16 protein-coding genes are annotated in these 21100 nt (G+C 38.7%); 5 read left to right on the plus strand and 11 right to left on the minus strand.

The features are described 5' to 3' along the window. Positions 1–34 precede the first annotated feature (34 nt). The 3 genes from LJE11_RS07960 to LJE11_RS07970 form a co-directional block, all read right to left on the minus strand. Positions 35–1240 (minus strand): amidohydrolase family protein, encoded by a 1206-nt coding sequence (locus tag LJE11_RS07960; protein WP_020994123.1) that lies wholly within the window; start codon positions 1238–1240, stop codon positions 35–37. Positions 1241–1346: 106 nt separating this feature from the next. Next, entirely contained in the window at positions 1347–5129 is a 3783-nt protein-coding gene (locus LJE11_RS07965) for an FtsX-like permease family protein (protein WP_227295796.1), read from the minus strand. A 3-nt stretch (positions 5130–5132) separates the two neighbouring features. After that, entirely contained in the window at positions 5133–5849 is a 717-nt protein-coding gene (locus LJE11_RS07970; protein ID WP_330575125.1) for an ABC transporter ATP-binding protein, read from the minus strand. 525 nt (positions 5850–6374) lie between these two features. On the opposite strand from LJE11_RS07970, the gene LJE11_RS07975 reads away from it, so the two are divergent. After that, positions 6375–6569 carry a hypothetical protein gene (locus LJE11_RS07975; protein ID WP_161233457.1) on the plus strand — a complete coding sequence of 65 codons (195 nt, stop codon included), beginning with the start codon at positions 6375–6377 and terminating at the stop codon, positions 6567–6569. A 22-nt stretch (positions 6570–6591) separates the two neighbouring features. Here LJE11_RS07975 and LJE11_RS07980 read toward each other — a convergent pair whose 3' ends face one another. Further along, complete coding sequence (locus LJE11_RS07980) at positions 6592–8706, minus strand: hypothetical protein (RefSeq protein ID WP_020994125.1); 2115 nt, start codon at positions 8704–8706, stop codon at positions 6592–6594. Between the two features lie 205 nt (positions 8707–8911). Further along, positions 8912–9142 carry a BhlA/UviB family holin-like peptide gene (locus LJE11_RS07985; RefSeq protein WP_008707205.1) on the minus strand — a complete coding sequence of 77 codons (231 nt, stop codon included), beginning with the start codon at positions 9140–9142 and terminating at the stop codon, positions 8912–8914. Between the two features lie 218 nt (positions 9143–9360). Here LJE11_RS07985 and LJE11_RS07990 point away from each other — a divergent pair, with 218 nt between their 5' ends. Then, the gene (locus LJE11_RS07990; RefSeq protein WP_008707203.1) at positions 9361–9891 is read left to right on the plus strand and encodes an RNA polymerase sigma factor; all 531 of its coding nucleotides are present in this window, start codon (positions 9361–9363) and stop codon (positions 9889–9891) included. 20 nt (positions 9892–9911) lie between these two features. Here LJE11_RS07990 and lanM read toward each other — a convergent pair whose 3' ends face one another. Genes lanM through LJE11_RS08015 form a run of 5 tightly spaced genes read right to left on the minus strand, consistent with a single transcriptional unit; the run spans position 9912 to position 15442 of the window. Continuing rightward, the gene (lanM, locus tag LJE11_RS07995; RefSeq protein WP_008707202.1) at positions 9912–12542 is read right to left on the minus strand and encodes a type 2 lanthipeptide synthetase LanM; all 2631 of its coding nucleotides are present in this window, start codon (positions 12540–12542) and stop codon (positions 9912–9914) included. Then, entirely contained in the window at positions 12535–12678 is a 144-nt protein-coding gene (locus LJE11_RS08000) for a hypothetical protein (RefSeq protein WP_020994126.1), read from the minus strand. Before LJE11_RS08000 ends, lanM begins: the two co-directional genes overlap by 8 nt. Before the next feature lie 2 nt (positions 12679–12680). Then, positions 12681–14144 carry an ATP-binding protein gene (locus LJE11_RS08005; RefSeq protein WP_008707201.1) on the minus strand — a complete coding sequence of 488 codons (1464 nt, stop codon included), beginning with the start codon at positions 14142–14144 and terminating at the stop codon, positions 12681–12683. A gap of 3 nt (positions 14145–14147) precedes the next feature. Further along, positions 14148–14858, minus strand: coding sequence for a LytR/AlgR family response regulator transcription factor (locus LJE11_RS08010; protein ID WP_119243023.1), 711 nt, complete (start codon positions 14856–14858; stop codon positions 14148–14150). Continuing rightward, entirely contained in the window at positions 14855–15442 is a 588-nt protein-coding gene (locus tag LJE11_RS08015) for a hypothetical protein (protein ID WP_008707199.1), read from the minus strand. Before LJE11_RS08015 ends, LJE11_RS08010 begins: the two co-directional genes overlap by 4 nt. A gap of 116 nt (positions 15443–15558) precedes the next feature. On the opposite strand from LJE11_RS08015, the gene LJE11_RS08020 reads away from it, so the two are divergent. From LJE11_RS08020 to LJE11_RS08030, 3 genes are all read left to right on the plus strand, one after another. Next, positions 15559–15894, plus strand: a complete 336-nt coding sequence (locus tag LJE11_RS08020; RefSeq protein ID WP_008707198.1) for a helix-turn-helix domain-containing protein — start codon at positions 15559–15561, stop codon at positions 15892–15894. A 185-nt stretch (positions 15895–16079) separates the two neighbouring features. Further along, entirely contained in the window at positions 16080–16985 is a 906-nt protein-coding gene (locus LJE11_RS08025; RefSeq protein WP_008707197.1) for a peptidoglycan-binding protein, read from the plus strand. 149 nt (positions 16986–17134) lie between these two features. Then, positions 17135–18880 carry a hypothetical protein gene (locus LJE11_RS08030; RefSeq protein ID WP_008707196.1) on the plus strand — a complete coding sequence of 582 codons (1746 nt, stop codon included), beginning with the start codon at positions 17135–17137 and terminating at the stop codon, positions 18878–18880. An 80-nt stretch (positions 18881–18960) separates the two neighbouring features. On the opposite strand, the gene LJE11_RS08035 is transcribed toward LJE11_RS08030, so the two are convergent. Then, positions 18961–20775: a leucine-rich repeat protein gene (locus LJE11_RS08035; protein WP_020994128.1), complete on the minus strand. Its 1815-nt coding sequence runs from the start codon at positions 20773–20775 to the stop codon at positions 18961–18963. Positions 20776–21100 lie beyond the last annotated feature (325 nt).

The following is a 21100-nucleotide window of genomic DNA, read 5'->3' on the forward strand; positions in this document are numbered from 1 at the left end:
AATGTTTCTCCGAATTTCACAAATTTATCTGGTGTCATACGTATATTTTTCCCGCATTGTCGAACAAAATTTTATCAATAATATCCTTTGCATTATTTACGGAAAGATATCCGTCCTCTATTTTTTCTCTCAGAACACTACACAGTGAAAAACGGAATGCAAGAAGGGAGCCATAACTTTCCTCTACTGTCCACGTATCACATCCCCAGCAGATTTTATCAATCTGGGACATCTCGATCAACTGATGCATTACACGTTTTGATGCGGTGTAGGATAAGATTGGAAGCCAGGTCAGATCCGGATACAGATTCGGATATCCGTCTACTATGGAAAAGAGATCATCTACCCATGGAAAGCCGCAATGCAACAGTACGAACTTTGTTTCCGGATTATTTTTTATCACATTGTTCAATTGCAGTATATTCGTATCTATGACTTGCCCCATTCCTGTATGACATTGTAATGGAAGTGACACTTCCGCCGCAATTTCACATATTTTCCAGAATAAATAGTCCTGAAAACATCTGATATCCTCCTGGGTTATATCCGACTCTTTTAAACGAAATACCCGTTCAGCCTGCTCCCGCGTCACTTTTTCAAAATGAAGACTGCGCTCATAGGCCATCGCTATTTTTAAGGCCACACAGCCCTCACTCTTTTTTTGTATGATCCACTTTCTGACCCACTCCACATAATCCTGTAAATTGTCCGGCAGCTCACCGAAGTTCTCTTCCAGTGATACACCGTCATGATTGCGAAGTCCTTTTTTATAGCCCAAAAAGAACAGATCCAGTCGAAAAGCAGGCGTAAACAGTTCCGGTCTTCCATTGTCAGAGCCCGGATTCCAGTAGGTATCTACGATTACTTTTTGATACTTACACTTATTTTTCAGCACATCCATGTAAAAGTCGGGATTTTGATGCGCTTTTCTGATCTGATCTGAAATCTGATTCCAGTTCTGAGCTGTGATCGGCTCCGATATTCCATACAACTCCCCGATTGCCTTTTGAAGCCAGACAAAATAAGATTTATATCGTGTTTTTTCCAGATATGCAGTTCTGCTTTCTGCTGTTGTCCCCGGAGTTACCTGCTGCCATTGTAAATACGTATTATTTATCAGCTTATCCAGATCAAAATCCACCATCGCCTGTTCCGGCAGATGATGTGAATGCGTGTTCCTGATTTTATGATCGGATATATAGCTCATTAATTCCTGCTCTATCTGATTTGCTGTTCCCATGATAATATTCCCCTTTCTTCCTCTTATCCATTCTATCCGTTTGACTACATATTTAAAAACCACAGAAAAACAATTTCTTCTTTTCCGCAATAAAGCGACAAATCGTTTATTCCACACTTTTCAGGGATTCTACCATGTCAATCTTCTTTAATTTCTGATGCATAAACAGATTTACAATCATGGAGAATCCAATTGTCAGCAGTCCGCAGTACAGGAAACTGACAGGATTAATATTTCTTCCGAACATGACCGCATCCACTTCCACAGTACGGATAATATATCTGTGCAAAAAGATTCCGAATACAGCCCCTGCCAGCACGCCGATGAGGGTAAGGATAACGTTCTCCCTGTATACATAGGCAGAAACTTCATTATCATAGAATCCCAGTACCTTCAGGGTTGCCAGTTCTCTCTGGCGTTCCGTAATATTGACATTGTTCAGATTATACAGGACTACGAAAGCAAGCATTCCCGCAGAAATGATCAGCACTATGATTACCGTATCCAATGCTCCAAGCATTCTGTGAAGCTGAGCCTCCAGACTGCTGGTATAGCTGATGCTTAATGCAGCCGGGTGCTTCAGGATCTCATTTCCCACCTCAGATTCTGATTCTTTGTACTCCTCTTTTACCGTGAAAACAGTTGCAGAATAGTTCGGCTTCTCCCCGAAGGTCTGTTCATAGACATTTCCTGTCATATAAATATAATGTCCCATGTAATTCTCTGTCACTGCTGCGATCTTTGTCTCATAATTTTTCCCATCCTTTGTGATGGTCATGGTATCCCCGACTTTCAGTCCTGTCAGAGTTGCCGTCTTCTCACTGATCACTGTACCTGCTTCCGTCAGCTTATATTTCTCTTTTGTCTTTCTGTCCTGAAGAGTTACATCCTTATTAAAGGTCTCAAGATTCTCAGGCACATACACATATACGCTGATATTGGATTTATTTCTGGGAACACTCATCTTGGTAAACTGCACATGGGTATATCTCTCGATCTGGCTGTCATTCTTCAAAAATTCATCCAGCTCCTGTCTCTCCTTATCCGTTGCCTCCTCATCATCAATGATCGTTCCTGTATAATGCTGAAGCTCCTGATACTGCCGTCTGGCAATATCCATAATGGAATCCCTGAGTCCAAAACCTACCAGCATTAGCGCCATACTTCCCGAAATACCGAAAATCGTCATAAAGAAACGTTTTTTATATCGGAAAAGGTTTCTCAGAGTAGATTTCCATGTAAAATTCAAGTGCTTCCAGAAAAGCGGGATCCGTTCCAGCAGGATTCTCTTACCCTCTTTGGGAGCAGGAGGACGCATCAGTGATGCCGGAGTTTCCGCCAGTGCCCTGTAACAGGAGAAAATGGTGGCTCCGACAGTACACACAGTTGCTGCACCTGCTGCTATCATTGCAAATTTTAATTCATAACGGATCTGGATATTGTTCATCATACCCTTATACATAATGCCATACCCGTTAATAATAACCCAGGGCAGGATTTTCTCTCCGATCAGAATTCCCAGGATACTGCCTCCCACTGTGGCAAGAAAGGCATACAGCAGATATTTGGATGCAATTGCATACTTGCCGTATCCCAGAGCCTTCATTGTACCGATCTGGGTTCTCTGTTCCTCCACCATTCGTGTCATGGTAGTCAGACTTACCAGTGCAGCCACCAGGAAAAAGATAACAGGGAAAACCTGTCCGATACTTCTTATTCTGTCTGCATTATCCCCATAATCTGAATATTCCGGCAGATCATTGCGGTCCGTTACCATCCATTCCGGCATACTGATATCATCGATCTCATCCTGGGCATCCTGAATCTTCTTCTCACCGTCTGCAATTTCTTTCTCTGCATCCCTCTTGCCGTCTTCGTATTCTTTTTTACCTTCTTCCAGATCCTTCTCAGCTTTTTTGATGTCCTTTCTGGAATCCTTCAGCTTCTGTTCGTTCTCTGAGATTTCCTTCTCTCCATCCCTCAGCTTCTGTTCATTGTCGGCAATCTCTTTCTCGCCGGAAGCAAGCTTCCCTTCATTCTCCCGGATCTGTGCTTCTCCCGAAGCAAGTTCTGCCTCCTTCTCCTCTAACTGCGCCTGGCTGGAATTTAGTTTTGCTTTTGCAGCATCGATCTGTTCCTGTGCTGACTCAAGCTGGGCTTCTTTTTCCTGAATCTCTTTTCTGGCTGGTTCCAGCTTCTTCTCCTGAGCCTTCACCTCTTTCCATCCTGCATCAATCTTTGCCTGGGCATCGGGAAATACGGCCTCCTGCTGGTTCAGTTCTGCTTCCTTTGCATCAAGCTGGGACAGTCCGCTCTCCACCTGGCTTAAACCACTCTCCAGTTCACTTCTTGCTGCTGCGATCTGGTTTCTGGATGCTTCCAGCTGGGCTGCCTGACTGTCCACCTGCTCCTGATAAGCGGAAACCTGTGCTGCCAGAGCCGCCAGGTCTTCCTCGGAATATGTGCCTGAAGCTTGTGCCTGCTCATACTGTGCCTGCAATGCTGCAAGCTGACTTCTGGCACCCTCAAGCTGAGCCTCTCCTTCTGCAAGTCCGGCCTCCTGCTGCTCAATCTGCGCAAGTCCCTGATTGCAGCTTTCCTTTTTGGCATTTAAGTCCTGTCTGGTTGCTGCAATCTGCTCTCTGCCTGACTGAATCTGCGCCTTTCCATTGTCAAGTTCCTGCTGGCTCTGGGTAAGCTGCGTCTTTGCATCCGCAATCTGCTTCTCACCGGCGCTTAACTGATTCTTGCCATCCTCAAGCTGTGCTTTTCCATCATCAAGCTTTGCCTGGTTCTCTGAAACCTCCGCCCATCCTGCATTCAGCTGTTCCTTTGCAGATGCGATCTGTGCTCTGCCACTGGCAAGCTGCTCTTTCGCACTGGCAAGCTGGGATCTGCCATCCTCTAATTCCTTCTTTGCATCTGCAAGCCGGGCTTTTCCGTCCTCCAGTTCCTTTTTTGCGTCTGCAAGCTTTTTCTTGCCATCCTTATATTCCTTCTTGCCGTCTTTTAACTTCTTTTTGCCGTCCTCCAGTTCCTGTCTGGCATCCGCAAGCTTCTCATTAGCTTCCTTCTTTCCGTCTTCAAGTTCCTGTCTGGCATCTGCAAGCTTGTCATTGGCTTCCTCTACAATCTCATCATATCTGACCTGACACCGTTCTGCCTCACTCCCCTCCACTCGCTCCTGCACTCGCTCTATCAGGGAATCATAAGCATCTGTATAGCTGATCAGATCCTGTGCCCCATGAGCCTGCACATAGATCTGTGTATAAACCTCCTGGTCAAAATCCTCAGGGAGCACATAGGCAAATCCATTAACCTCACCGGAACCAAGAGTAGAGTTTCCCCGGTTATAGGATATGTAAAGCGGACTCTCACCTAAACCCACAACTGTGTAATCTGTCTTTTTCAGCAGTTCGCTGCCTCCGCCCTCTTTCAGGGTAATCTGATCACCCACCTTATATCCATTGCTCTCAGCAAAAATACAGTCAAGGAAAATCTCTCCGCTTTTTTCCGGAGCTTTTCCCTCTGTCACTGAGATCCGATTCATGGTTTGATCCACAGCTTCCACATGAAGTACCTTCTGCTTCTCGCCTTCTCCACACATTACATCTGTACCATAGGCGCCCTCTGCATTCTCTACTCCGTCCACCTGCTTAATGGCAGCTACATCATCCTCCGTCAGTCCCAGAGTTCCCATTACTTTGATATCCATAAGATTGGTTTCATCATAATAGGCATCACCTGAGAAGCGCATATCCGGTGACGAGGCCTGTATCCCGGAGAAAAACGCAACTCCCAGAGCAACGATCATAAATATGGAAATAAATCTGGCTTTGCTCTTGCGTATCTCCATCCAGAAATCTTTATGCATTGCTTTCATATTCATCACCTACCATTCTATCTCCTCTATGGGTGTAGGATGGTCATTCATTGTCATCCTGGAAACCTTGCCGTTCTTGATCTTGATCACACGGTCTGCCATAGGTGTCAGCGCCGAGTTATGGGTAATGACGATCACTGTCATTCCACGCTCTCTGCACATATCCTGCAAAAGTTTCAGGATTGCCTTACCTGTCTGGTAGTCCAGTGCACCTGTGGGCTCATCACACAACAACAGCTTGGGATTCTTCGCCAGTGCCCTGGCAATGGAAACTCTCTGCTGTTCACCGCCGGAAAGCTGTGCCGGGAAATTGGTCAGTCTGTCCTTCAGTCCCACTTCCTCCAGAACCTCCCTGGCATCCAACGGATTTTTACAAATCTGCAATGCCAGTTCTACATTCTCCAGCGCTGTAAGATTAGGCACCAGATTATAGAACTGGAATACAAATCCAATATCATTTCTCCGATAACCGGTAAGCTGCCTGCTGTTATATCTGGCAATATTCCTTCCATCCACCAGAACTTCTCCGCTGGTAGCCTGATCCATACCCCCAAGAATGTTCAGCACTGTCGTCTTGCCCGCACCGCTGGGACCAACGATCACTACAAACTCTCCCTTGGCAATCTCAAAGCTGATCTCATCCACTGCAACGATCTTTACTTCTTTGGTTCCATATATTTTGGAAACCTTATCCAGTTTTACATATGCATCTGTCATCTCATTCATCCGCATTTCCCCTGTAATTTTATTTTTGCCATACCGGTAATTTTATTTTGTTACAATTATTAACGATTCTTTTGAACCCGATTTATTTCCGTATTTATTTACAGGCAGGTCAAATTCTGACCTGCCTGGTAGTCTTAATGGTTATATTTATTGTAACACATTATACCTGTAATTAAAAATAAAATATTCATAAAAAATCCAGATACTTCAAAACCGCCTGATCATCTCAGGCGGTTCATCATTTTGACTATACACAGCACATGCCCCTTTCTTCTTAATTGTATGTACCAGAACATCTTATATCTTCTTTACCCGTTATTATTTTACAGTAAACTGATGCAGAAAATATAAAAAGGGAATAAACCTGCATCATCTGACCTCGAATCTTTATTTTTATTCTTACCTAATTTCCGCATGAAAGAAAAAAATCATGCTCATATACACACTTATGGTTTACAAATCACCAAAGCAGCATCTTTATATAGTGAATTTGCAAATTCAAAAAATTTAAAGGAGACAAAAATTATGCCAGAAACATTAACTTTCAGTGTTGTAAACTGGAAAGAATCTGATGCAGAATGTACATTCACAGTCGTAAACTCAGGTTTTGGTTATACCACACAGTTGCAGAATAAATACTACCATACTTCCTTTGGATTATTTATTCTGACAAACAACACCTTCTTTTTTGATATATATATATATGCAGAAAAAAAATAAATTTCTGGTCTAAATCACTTTTCTACTTCACAACTACTTTCTTTACCTCTGACCATTTCGTATAATTTTTTGCATATCCTTTTACATAAGCACGTCCTGTAAGATAATAAACTCCAGGTTTTACATTTTTAAAAATGACTGTAGTTTTCGTCTGATTTTTCTTAGTATAAGCATAACCGCTGACATATGTATAACTTCCATCTTCGGATTGAGATACTTTCTTTGCCAGTACCCAGTCCGTTCCGTCACAGGCTTTTGGTACAGTAAACTTCACCGTTACTTTTCTTTTTGTTCCCTGTCTGGAAACCTTTGCCGATTTAACAGCTGGTTTTCCTGTTACAAGGCTTGTCTTTACCGTTACTTTTTGAACTTCCGCCCACTTACTCAGTACTTTTTTATTTGATCCATCCAGATATTTATAGCCATGTACACCAATATACCAGTTTCCTTTCGGTACTCCTTTTAGAATGAGTTCCTTGCTGTTTCCTGAATATTTGCATTGTACCTTTATATAATCTGATGGCTCATCCCCGTCTTTACTTCTGGCAGCAACAACATCATAACCATCCAGTTCTTCTGTATTACTGCCAAGGATAATTTTAACGTCATTTTTCTTCACCTGTAGTTTTTGAACCACAGGTGCATTTGGTGTCTTTATATTTACCTTTAACAGAAATCCTTCAGACCATTCACCATATTTCTCCGTATGACCACTTTCCTCTTTATATGCCCTGCAATAGAGATAATGCGTCCCTTCAGGAATATATTTCAGTTTAGGATAATGATTCAGTTCAGATTTTGCGACCTTCACCTGTGCGATATAATTTTCTTTTTCCAGTTCCTTTTGAGATTCTGCTGCTACAAAAAAATATCCGTCTGCTTCATTAGAAGTATCTCTTAAAGAAAGTTCTGCATAATTCGTGATCACTCTGGTCCATGTCGAATCAATCACCGGTCTGTTCAACCCCTTGTACGCATCCACCTGTACCTTTATCTTTACAGACGTATCCAGCTCTTCATTGTTTTCACCTTCACGCAGTTCCAATTGTCCGTTAACTGTGAAACTTTGAGACGCCGTATTTTTCGGGTTATATGCACAATTCTCCACATCCCATTTTACATCGGCAGAAAATGTCGTTTTTTCTCCATCCACTTCAGCACCATAGACTTTAAGAACCGATGGCAAATGTAAAGCATCAGCAGTTTTTTCTACGCCATTGGTAATTCCGGTCACAGGTTCAATGGTATCCACCAGTCCCTGAAATGTCCTTGAATCTACTCTGAAAGAATCCCAAATCTTCTTTGTTATAGTCTCTCCTGTCGCTGTTTTCGCAGTCACTGTCACTCCAAGATCATGTTCTCCAACTGGCAGTCCCATCTGCGGACAAAGGCTCAGTTCTGTACTCTCTCCAGGTGCCAGACTGGTATTTCCGCATAATGATACACTACAGTCTTTGCTATAATCGAAAGACAGTTCCATATCCATGTCCGTAAAATTTTTCAAAACATAAATTCTGGCTTCCGGAAGTGTCTTATATCCCCAGTGCATTATCGGGAAACTCTCGGAAGATTTTTCGGTAATTTCCAGACTCTTCTTTTCCGTTGGGTTCTTCTCTCTATTCATTGTGATATGAACCGGATATCTGCTTCCGTCATCTGCAAGGAAATCAAACGTTTCATCATATGTTCCGTATTCCTGCTTTGGCAGTACAAAAAAATCCAGAGTTTCTCCCGGCTTCAGCAGTCTTTTGGAATCCTGTTCCTCATAATCCTCTGACCACTTTGCCATCTGATCATCTACCTCAAAATTCTTAAGACCAGAAGCATCTACCCGGACTCTTGTTTCTTTTTTTCCTGAATTTCTGACTTTCACATATTTCTCTACACGAAATTCCGGATCATAAAAATCACTTTCTGTAAGCTCTACATCCGTACCTGTTTCTATGCTTAACTCATAGTCTCTTTCAGAAGATTCACCAGACAGAGCCGAATCTGTTACTATGTCAGGAATATTTTCTGTTCCATCACTGAAAGATTCCCCTGTCGAAAAACTCTCCGCTCCCCATACGGTTAATGGAGCTGTACCCAGCATTACTGCTGACAAAAAAAGTGCTGTTATAACCTTGTATTCTTTCATCTCTTTTTCCTCCATTCAATAATATTTATTATCATAGTATATCACCATTTATATAAACCTCTGTAATTCTGGAATAAAATGTATTCTAATGGATATGAGTGTTTTGCCTGTATATTGAATTAATCTGTTTTCTTACCTGAATGACAAAAGCCCTCCCTACTGTGACATTCATTTTGTAGAGAGAGCTTCTATTTCTTTTTCCTATTTAATTTTTATTAAGAAGATTATCCTTAATCTCTTTCAGATCATTCTGAACCTGATTTAGAATTTGGAATTTTTCAGTCAAATTCTCAATCACTGTCTGGTAATTTTTTTCCCTTTCTTCCTGCTTTGCATCCCTTTGTTCATTGGATTTTACAATGTAAATCAAAAGAAAAACTGCCAGGACGGCCCAGATTCCCTGCGATATTGCAGTTTCCATAACCGTGGATTCCATATCTTCATACCTCCTTTCTCAGTAGTAAAACATTTCAGTTCCTCTGAGAAAGACAGAAAATCTCATAATTTGTCAACTCAATTCCTTTTAGAAGCTTATTTCTTCTGTTGTCAGACTTCGCTTCTTTTATTTTTCTACAATAAATTCATATTTTTTCTATTTTCAGTTTCTGATTTAGTCACTTCTGACTACTTCCTCCAAAAAGGAGGTAGTTTCTTATGAAGTCATTATTACAGTTAATTCACGATTATCATTCTGGTGTCAAAAATGCAGGTGAAGAAATTCTTAAACGTATGGAACCTCTGATCAAAAGCTACGCTTCCCGCATCCACTGTATGGAACGGGACGATGCCACACAGGAATTGTATCTGACTCTGCTTAATACACTGCCTTACCTGAACGGCAAAAATTTTTCCGAAGGTGAATGTGTCAGATATATGCAGACCGCTATAGAAAATCGTTACAGAGCTTTATGCAGATACCATTTGTCAGAACCTGAAAGAGAAGACTTTGATACGTGTTCTCTTACTTTACAGGCAGATAATCCATTCGATGAAACTCTTTATGATATAACTACATATATCGAAAGCTTTCCTGTCCAAAGTATGGAATACAAAATTCTGTCTCTGTTTTTCTACCAGTATAAAACAGATTCCGAAATTGCATCAATTCTTCATGTCTCCCGTCAATACATTAATCGTCAGAAAAAGAAACTGTTAAAAACTTATTTTTTCAGACATCCTGATTAGAAAGGCTGTAAATGCCTTTTCTAATCCATGTTCAGCAACATCATTGCCATTCCAACTCCGGTTATTCCATTCATAAATGCAGGATTTAATGTCTCAGTAACCATAAGACTTCTCATATCTTGCAATTGTTCCTTCAGGTTCGAAAACTGCCTTTCGTATTTCTGTCTTAAATCATCATCCGGATTCTTCTCCAGATACTTTTTCATAATTAAAAGATTTCCTGTCATTCCATGGCACAGACATATTTTTTTCTCACGCTCATTGTGAAATAATGTGGATACTGCCCGCAGGATATCCTTTTTAATCTGTTTATCATCTGGCAGAATATCCATTATCGACATACGGCTAAGTAAAATCCCAGGAGCACCATGGCACCATCCACGCATTGTCTTTCGTCCGTCCGGATCACGCAGATCTATCCAGTTTTTCAAGTCTTCTGAATATAAGATATCCTCATAGGAAAGCAACAATTTTATTTTTTTCAGATATTCCTGGTCATATGTCATTTTATAAAGTTCCACATACGCCATCAAAAAGCCACTGTTTCCATGAGAAAGTCCACTCAGCGGATATTTCAGATTTTTCAGTTTCCATCCATATCCCACTTCCATTCTCTGACCTTTTTTCCATAAATCTTTTTCAGTTTCTACCGCAGCTGTACAATATTCAATCTCTCCAGTTAATTGATAAAGTTTCATGGCAGCCACGATTGCGCCTGCATTTCCACTGAGATAATCCATATTTTCATCCTTTGGAAGCAGTTTAGCTACTATCTCAAAATGCTTCTGAGCATTCTTGATCCATTTTTCCTGACCTGTGATCTCATATAATATCAGATAAACATATACAATTGAACTCTCTCCATCGTAAAGTCCTGTTGCCAATGGTTCAGGTACTTCATTTTGTTCACATCGCAGATCTGTATATTTTTCTAATTTTTCAATAGCCAGTTTATAGATTTTTTCCACGTCTTGCCTGCATGACGAATCCTGATACCGGTCCAGATATTTTGCCAGAAACAAAACAATCCCCGCAATCCCATCATATAAATACATACCACATGGTTTCAGGCTCCAATATCCATTATCCCAGAAATGCAGTCCAGCCCATCCAATATCAGCTCCGTCAATTACAGCTGTTCTGCAAATCCACTCTGCAATTTGATGTATACAAGTATTTTCATCTGCCCATCGCGGATTTTTTTCGCCGATATACCCATGATTTAATAATCCCATAGACAATCGTATGTAATCACATTGTTGCTCCATATCCTGACAACTCAATTGCTTCATATGCTCTATCCATGATTCATAAGGTGTACATGGCAGATATCCCTGATATTCTTTTCCATTTCCATCAAAAATTGATCTGCTGTTTCCGTCAATTTCAAAATATGGAATATCCAGTTCCAGCAGGCTCTGTATTTCATAATCTCTTAATTCTTTCTGCAACTGGGTTTCCCCTTTTTTATGCAATACCTGAAGAAGTTCCTCTCGTTGTTTCCGGTCCTTCATATAATCCGGATGGAACGACGCAAACAGATACATATAATATTGCTGCGTATGTCGCAAAATTACTCTGGATTTTCCCTGAAAAAAAGTTTTCAGCATATTTCTGAGTTTCTGATTTTGCAGTATTTCTGTATAAGCCATCCGAAATCCCCTGATAATCTCTCCTGTATATTCTTCGGAATTAACCACCTCCCCATTTAACCTTACAATGCACTCTTTTATCTCAAATTCTACCTGTTCATATTCTATGTGAATATTTGATGTTTTATCATCTTTGACAACAGGCATCTTAAACGGAGTCCTTATCTTGCCATGCATATTTACAGCACTCATAAGAACTCTATTGTTTCCAGTTCCCCATGTGAGAACAGGAAGGATACCCGTGTTTAACACGGATGTCATAATTTTTTCTCTTATTTTGATTTCTGCTTTTTCTTCTGTACTACTTCCACTATTCTTTGTAATATAGCCGGGATATGTTTCCATATCTATAATCACCGGATGTTCTCCATACGCAACAATATTTTCTCCATGAAGATCTGTTGCTCCCAATGCATACCCGAGAAACAGATGGATGCCCAGCCTGAAATAATAACGCTCTATTTCTTCTTTTGTGTTACATGATTTATTCTCTATATTTTCTTCCCATCCATATGTCTGTCTGGATAAGCACCTCACCTCCCGACAGGATATTCCTGCTTTTTCGCATAAATATTTGTATAGTTGTTGATATTTTATGTCTTTGTCAAGGCTGTGAGGTTTGTAATACAATATACTGCCATTATCAAACTCAATCTTTGATACACTGCGACCATTTTTGTGTATATCTCCTTGATCCTTATTCAACATCTGAAATTCATTCATATTTTCATGAAATTTTTTACTTATCATATCCTTATCTATATTGATTTTTTCATTTATCTCATTTTGTAATATTACAAAATATTTTTCCTTTAATTTCTGAAGTCGACTTCCTTCCGCATAGCGTATTGCCAAATCACATTTATAAGACTCATTTTTCCAGAAATGTTTTATATAAAAGTTATATTCTTCGTGCACTGTAAAGCCATACAACTCATGGTTGCTTTTCTTTTCAGAAATATCCAAAATCAATATTCTAATACAAATATTTTCAAGCATTCATTATATGTCCACAACATGACAGACTAAGCAATACCGTTACAATTGATTTTTTTTCATTTTCAGCAACCCCTGCATTATCTATTACTTCTAATTTCTCTGCTTCTGCTAATTCATACTTTATATTTTCGTCCATTTTTATTCTCCTTCAATCATAATAACCGTTTGAAAAAACATTTCTGTATATTCAAACTCAATAATTCCATCATACTTTTTTACTATATACTTTACACTTTCCAATCCCCACCCATGACCTTTAGAATCATGTTTATCAGTCACAAATCTTTCTTTTTTCACTTTCGGCTTTTTACAGCTACTGTTCCATAGCTTTAATACAAGCATACTATTTATATTTTTTATGCTGAATTTAATCTCTTTCTTATTTGCACATTTTTCAACCGCCTCTATCGCATTGTCAAATAAATTTTCAAGCAAAATAATAATATCAATATCTTCCATAACGATATCTGTTACATCTGTTTCTATATGAAATTCTATATTCATATTATCCATTTTTCTTTTTTCTATTGAAATAACATTATCCAATACTGTTATGCCCGTCCAGTAATACCTCTCACTGAATTTATTTCTGCTTTTTTTTATGATTTTCTGCGCTTCTGAGAAATTTCCCGTCCCTATACATTCTTCTATATAATCCATCATATGTCTCTCGTCATGTATCAGACATCTGTATTTTTTATAACTTTCGTTTAATTCCTCATACTGACTTGCTATAACATTATTCCTAACTTCCAGAATATTTTTCTCTGTATATATGCTCTTAGCCCAAAAACGTGCAAGAACAAATAATAATATTAATGCAATTCCCGATATAACTCCAAAACTAATTATCAATTCTCTGTTTTCTATGTATCCCCAGTTCATTGTTAATAAAAAATACAAAATACTACATTCGCTTAAAGCTACAAATAAAATCATTTTTTTACAGTCTGTCAGTAAATCCTTTAACCATTTCTCCACGCAAAAATTTTTTTGTATAATCAAAAAAAGTACATAGAATATTAAAAGATACACAACACCAGCATAAAAATGTACAGATTTACTAAAAAGAAAATTCTCAATTCTTCTATGTTTAATCATTCCTATAATGTAAATATACAAAATTTTTGCAAGTCCAATATTGACTAAATATAAAACTTCCCATAAATATGCTTGAATGAAATCGCACTTATAAAATAAAAGCAAGAAAAATGGAAGATACAAATTAGCTATTGCTATAATACCAAAAGAAACATAAGACACCCAATACTGCCACGTCAACATTATTGATATATATGAAAACAGAATTATTTTTTCGGTCTTCTTATTGATTCTGAAAAAATCTCTATATTTATATAAGATAGCATCTGATATCATGACTCCAGCATAAACAACTATAAAAAAAAATTTTTCATATATATATTCTTGTCCATATGCTCTATGCATAGTATATGTTGTCAAAATCAAGAGCGTTAAAAGTATCATTTTTGCCCATCTGTATTCTGAACTGGATTTCCGTTCTGGAAACATCCTACCAAACATCCACACCCCAACCCCAGTTTCCATAAACGTTGCCACCCCATATAATAATACCATCCACATATTTTAAATCTCCTTCCAGTAGTCTAAAATAGCCTTCCTGACATGCTTAAATCTCTCCCTTCCTACCGTAATAATATTACCGTTTCGCATATAAAGCTCTCTGCTCTTCATTTTCATCACATGTCTGATATTTGCAAGATAGCCTCTGTCCGCCACGATAAATTCTCTGGAACCCAATGCCTTTTCTACCGCTGACAGACTGTCTCTGACAGACGTTTCTCCGTTTCTGTGAACAATCACCGCACATTTTCCCTCTTTTTTTACATAGAAGATATCGGAATATGCTATTTTCTCCAATTCACTTCTTTTCTTTACAATATAGTATCTTTCCTCTTTCGCCAGCAAAATCGGAAGCAATGTTTCATAAGCAGCATTCAGTCCCTTCTCCATTGTATCTTTTGCAATATAACGATAAGTATTGACTTCATACGCCTCCACCGCATAATTCAGATGATTCGTAACATAAATAATCACCGGTTCCGGATATAATTTCCGGATTTCCTTTGCCACTTCAATTCCATTTTTTACTGGCATCTCTGCATCCAGAATGTAGATATCAAACTGTTCTTCGGTGAGGCCCAGCAGAAACCATTCCACGCTCTGATATGTTGCAATCTCAGATTCTGCCTGTCTGTTATAAAAATACTGTCTTGTAATCTGTTCTTCTTTTTCCAGATCTGCTTTCTCATCATCCAGTATTGCAATTCGTATCATTTCTTTGTTTCCTCCATGAACGTATAAAATCTGAATTTCCTTACATCATAAAAATAACTCTCCTCCCTGCCTACTACCAGTTCATAAATTTCCGCATCTTCTCCTGAAGTACAGTCGCTTCTGCAATATCGGTAAATATACCTTCCCGTCTGGTGCTCTTTTACTTTTTTAATAATATCCTCCACCAATTCTCCTATTGTCATAGGATTCTCCCTGGACGGCCTCCATCTCCCAATCATACTGCGAATCTGCGCTTTAGTCAGTTTCACTCTCTTTCCAGGTAAAGAATCTTTAGGGTAGAAATCAGCTATTGTCTGATCCAGTATACTTATTATATCACGTATTGTCTGATTTTGTTCATTAAGTGCAAATCCCATATTTACATACGCCTGCATATGCTGCTTTGCCAACAGAAGATACCTTTCTTCCCCTGACTCCTGATACCATTCCCACAAATAATCCAGACTTCTCTCTACAGTTTTTTTTACAGAAAGCCCATAATTTTGCAATGATTGGAGTGTAAACATCATAATATACATATTTTCTCTTTCTTCCGCTTTGTCCGTTCTGTCTGCATCTGTCATATTTTACTTTTCTCCTCCTCTAACACTTCAAATTTTACTAGTCGCACGTCATTTATGTCCTTATACATCTTTCTTCCAATCTGTTAAACTCAGATAAAGAAAGGAATTTTTTACCAATGAAGAAAAACACGATTGGAAAACGAATTGCAGAAGCCAGAATAAATCTGAATATCACACAGGAACAACTTGAAGAATTAAGTGGATTTTCCGTCAGCACGATCAGTCGCTTCGAAACAGGAAGGACGCAACCCAGCATTGAAAATCTGATAAAACTCTCAAAAGTTCTAAATGTAGGAATCGACTATTTCCTTTATGATCTTATTCCTCATAATGAAACAATTCAGAGTCCCACAGTCAAAGATGCCGTTACTGTTCTTTCGCAGATGAATGAAAGACAGGCTCAATATATGCTTGATATTATAAAGATTTATCAGGCTTCACATCAGGATTGATTTTATACTCTTTTTTCTTTTTATACAGTTTTTGTCCTCAAAAAGCACTTTTTTGTCCCTGAAAGGTTTAAATCACCTTCAAAAGTGCTTTTTTTGTTTCTATTTTTTTATTTTTCTACTCTTTCTGCTATGGTGTTGCAAATAACGCCATCTTTATAAAAACCAAAAGAAAGAGGATGATGAAAATGACAAAAATTGAAAAAGCTGTAACATGGGCACTGGCCATCGCAAATGACAACACTCATGGATACGATCAGCAGTACAGATGGGGACCTGATTATGACTGTTCCTCCCTGATTATTTCTGCATGGCAGCAGGCTGGAGTTCCTGTAAAAACAAAGGGAGCTGCCTATACCGGAAATATGAAATCTGCGTTTCTTGCCTGTGGATTCACAGATGTCACTTCCAGAGTGAATCTCCGAACCGGAAACGGTATGAAACGCGGTGATGTGATCATTAATACTTTGCATCACACAGTAATGTATATTGGAAATGGCAGAATTGTAGCCGCAAGAATCAATGAGAACGGAAAAGTCAGCGGTGGAAAAACCGGAGATCAGACAGGCATGGAAATCATGGTCCAGGATTATTATTTTTATCAGTATGGATGGGACTGCGTTCTTCGCTATATGAAAGAAGATGCAACTACAGATATCAGTTCCCCATCGGCTCCAGCTGCTTCTTCTGAATCAGAAAATGTCCGCAAAGGTCAGACATATGCGAATCGTTTTACCTCTGCTCAGATTCCTGTCACCGGTCAGAGAGATACTGCCACAGTAAAAGCCGGTATCAAAGTCTTCCAGACAGCTCTGAACAAAGATTATGGTGCCGGTCTGGTGGTCGATGGTATCTTTGGTTTAAATACAGATAAAGCACTTGGAAAACATTATGTTACATCCGGAGAATGTCAGTATATGGTAACTGCTGCCGAAATCCTTCTTCTCTTACACGGTTACAATCCAAACGGCGTGGAGATTCCGGGGATTTTTGGATCGGGTCTTCTGACAGCAGTCAAAACATTTCAGAAAGCACAGGGATTAACTGTTTCCGGCACCTGCGACCGAAATACCTTCCTGAAACTGATCCGGTAAATAAGATTTAGAAACGATACGTCTTTTTACATTTAAAAAAATTTCTTCTATCTTAGTTTCCTGGTTTACAAATTCAGTTTTACTGACTCTTTATTAAGTGTAGCTGATAAACAACAGCACAAAAACATTAATCAAAGGAGGACACTTATATGTCTACAAATGCAAAAACCAGATACAACATTTCCAAAGTATTCGGACCGGCTGTTCCTGACAAGGGAAGTAAAGACTCAGATCCAAGTGCTGACAACATGGCAGGTATCGCTATCAATGGAAAAACTGCCTATTGCGCAAAAAGAAGCCAGACAAGTTCAAATATTTTTGTAATTGAAAATATTGCTTCCGCCAGCTTCGACGCACTTAATGGAAAAACGCCTGTTTCTATTCCCTATGCTGTACATGGTATGACTTACCATAATAACTATCTCTATATGACCTGCTATAAAAACACAATTATCAAGATGCCGGTTTCTTCTATCGGTAAAATCGCAGCGGAATATACTGTTACAGAAGATGGCAATGGTTACATTCCTCAGTCTATTACTTATTATGGCACAGTTAACAATGAAGATCTGTTTATCGTAGGCGTTGAGAAGATGCAGAAAAATGGTGCATTCTTCTATATGATTGGCAGCCTTTCCAATGGAAAATTTGTGGAAAAGAAACGTTTTTATGTAAATAACAGTGCCGGTTATGAACAGCCACAGGATATTTTTTATCACTCCAAATACGGTCTTTTTGTTGTCACAAACAAAAAAACTGACGGTGCATTCACTATCTACAATATGCTTCTCTGCGCCAAAATTCCTGATGAACTGAGTTCTGTAGAAAATGGAAACACCTATTACCCAACAAGTGAATTCAAATTTAACGGAAACCGCAATTACAGCAAACTTGTTGTAAAATCCATCTATATTACTGATGATGGAACCTTGTATTTATCCACTAATGCAACTTCTGCTCCATCCGTCCTTGAAAAATATTCTAAAGATGCCATTTTCCGCGCGACCAATCCGGTTTTCAAAAAAGATGGTATCCTGGAAATGACACTTTCCTGCAATGGTGATACAGAAATTCCTAATGCAGTGGGAACTTATAATAACTCTACCTACAGTTGCATCAATCCTGGGGCATTTACTCTTGATGGAAATACAGGGTATTGTTTTAAAACTCACACTACAAAAGATACTGTTCTTAGAGATAAAATCAGTATTCTTTTTAAGAGTTCTGATGTTTCTTCCCAAAATTTTTCAGAAGCATTCTCCCCAAGAAAATTATTTACAGAATTGGGACATTGTAATGGTATGGTTTTCGTAAATGGCTTCTTATATGTAGCAGCTTACGACAGGTATACTACTCCTGAGAGAAAACAGATTACAAAAATTAATCCTTCTACTGGAAAAATAGTAGAAACATATGAATGTGATTCTATGTTTGGTGGTATCGGATATTATGGAAATAACAAGTTTATTGTTCTAAACTATGAGCAACTTGCCGGAGAACCTGCATTTAGCCAGACACTGCACTTTTACATTGGCTCTTTCAAAAATGGAAGTTTTGATTCTGAAAAAGAGTTCACGGTCAACAATCCTTTTTATCTTAGTAAAGTAACTGTTCTGCAGGATATTCATTATGATATTAATCACGGATTATTTTTCATTACCCATCGTACTGATGTGGAAATTTCCAAAATTTATCGAATTAATCCTGACAAGATTACTAATGCATCTGTCAAAGAGCCTCTTATCCCTGACGAAGTTTTCATTCCAAATTCTTCAATTTCAGAAATTGAATCTGTTTGTATTGCTTCTTCCGGTATAATGTATATTGTTCAGAACAAGAGTACTTCTAAGCCGGATCTTGTAAGCAAAGTTTCTGGACTTACTTTTTCCAATTAAGCTAAGTCTCATCTAACCACAATACAGCCACCATATGTTCATCATATGGTGGCTGTTTTTACTTATTTATCATTTTTTCACTAATACACAATACTTTTGGAATAATCATTGCTCCTGCTATATATTTTTTTATTCTGATAGTCCATACGATAGCTCTTAATCCAATAAATATAAGTAGTGCCTTCTTTCAGATTTGTATCTGTAAAGCTCGTCACATCCCCGCCTTTGATTGTTTTTATGCAAACACCTTTCTTTCCATCTACCGAACGCCATACCTGATATCCTATTGCATAATCTGACTTTTTCCATTTAACAGTTAACTTTTTCCCTGCTTTCTTTGTCAGAGATGTAATCTTTGGCTGTACCGGGCAGAAAGTTGTTTTTACAGTATTTGATGGCTGGCTGTATATGATTGTTCCATCCTCATCTACAAAATATGCTTTGACTCTGAAAGTGATATTTTTCCCATAAAATTTACTATAATTCCATAGTTCAATATCTTTAGTATTAACTTCACTGCTTTTAATCGTAGAACAGTGAACATATTCTCCCTGTGCATTTTTTCTTTCTACCTCATATCCCTCTGCAAGATATGGCTGCGATATTTCCCATTTCAGTGTAACTCCATCCTTCTCTTTTTTGGTTACTCGAAGATTCGGTTTCACATCATTCAGGATATCCTGCGAGGTTGCAGATACCACCACTGGAATATTATGTTTTCTTGCAAATTTTTCCGCATAGGAACCCTTAGGGGTATAAATTACCAGAGAATTACATCCATCAAACGCATCATCCGCAATGTCATTTGTAGTATCCGGTATATATACTCTTTCCAGATTTTCACAGTCAAAAAATGCTTTTGTTTCAATATATCTGTTCTGACTTCCCAGTTTCACAACTTTGATTTTTTCGCTCCCATAAAACGCTTTTCTTCCCACTCCTGTCACATTTGTATCTTTGACAAATACCGTCTCCAGTTCATCCTGCACATCCAGAATCCTTGTTCCCTCATGTTCTCTGCTGATACCTTCCATATCCCCTGTCATATTTGGATCATAACAAACATAAGTGACTCCACTTTCTTTAAATACATAATCTTCATCAAATAAACCAGCTACAAAATACTGCTTATTGCCTTTAAAATTGTTACTTTCTTCCCCCAGATATACACATACTTTGTTATCTGGATCAAATGCATCTCTTTCGATAAATTCTCCCCCGTCTATAAAGAGATTGTCAATACTAATATATACACATTCAGAAAGCTGTGGACAATTTCTGAAGGCATTCTTTTCTACCTTAATCACGCGATTTAACATAACTTTTCGCAAATGAATGCAGCCTTCAAATGCAGACTGTCTGATAATCATGGTTTCCTGGTCCCAGTCCCGGTTTACCCTGACATTTTTTATCCGGTCACAGCCTGCAAATGCTTTTTCACCGATTTCGCTCACTATTTTTCCATTATATTGTTCCGGAATTATAACACTCTCCACATTGACACCTTTTACCAGATGATAGGTATCTGTTTCCGCATCATATTCATACTCCAAACCTTCGGTACCTGTCACCTCTTCACTTCCACTTTCCGTATCCGAACTCTGCGCCTCTGCCACTTCATTCTCCGTGTCATCCGTAAATGCAGAAGCCACATCTTCTTCTGTAAATTCATCGGTTTCCTCTGCTGACGTAACCCCGGATTCATCACTTTCCTGATTCTCCTGTGCATTACTATCTTCTTCCAGAGCAGTATCTCCCGTCAGAATTTTTTCCGGTTCTGCCACTTCCTGCACACTTTCCAGATTTCCATCTGAAAAATCCGCGGCATATACTGGTGTTCCTGCCGCTGTCACGGTAAGTGCCAGAAGCATTGCAAGCATTTTCTTATTCTTCATATACTCTTCCTCCATTTCTGTACAATTTCTTACTGTTATAGAAATATAAGAATATTACATCTTATTTTTTTAATATACCATATTTATTTCCATTTTCTGTAAATACGGTTTTAAAAAGCTCTTAATGTCCCTGAATTTTTCCACATATGCGTATATTACAAAAAGCCCTGTCCGGTATTCTGATGCCGCAGTTTTTTCAGCCGCAGCACCAGATTATCACCATCCAGAGCTTTTTCCTGTTTTATTGCTATTCCACACTCGTGAATTATATCCTCACATGACTGAAGTCACGTGCTTCCAGACGCTTTAGGCGTCAGACTAAATA

This window comes from Blautia sp. DFI.1.216, assembly GCF_020594215.1.
In the GTDB taxonomy this organism is placed as follows: domain Bacteria; phylum Bacillota; class Clostridia; order Lachnospirales; family Lachnospiraceae; genus Blautia_A; species Blautia_A wexlerae.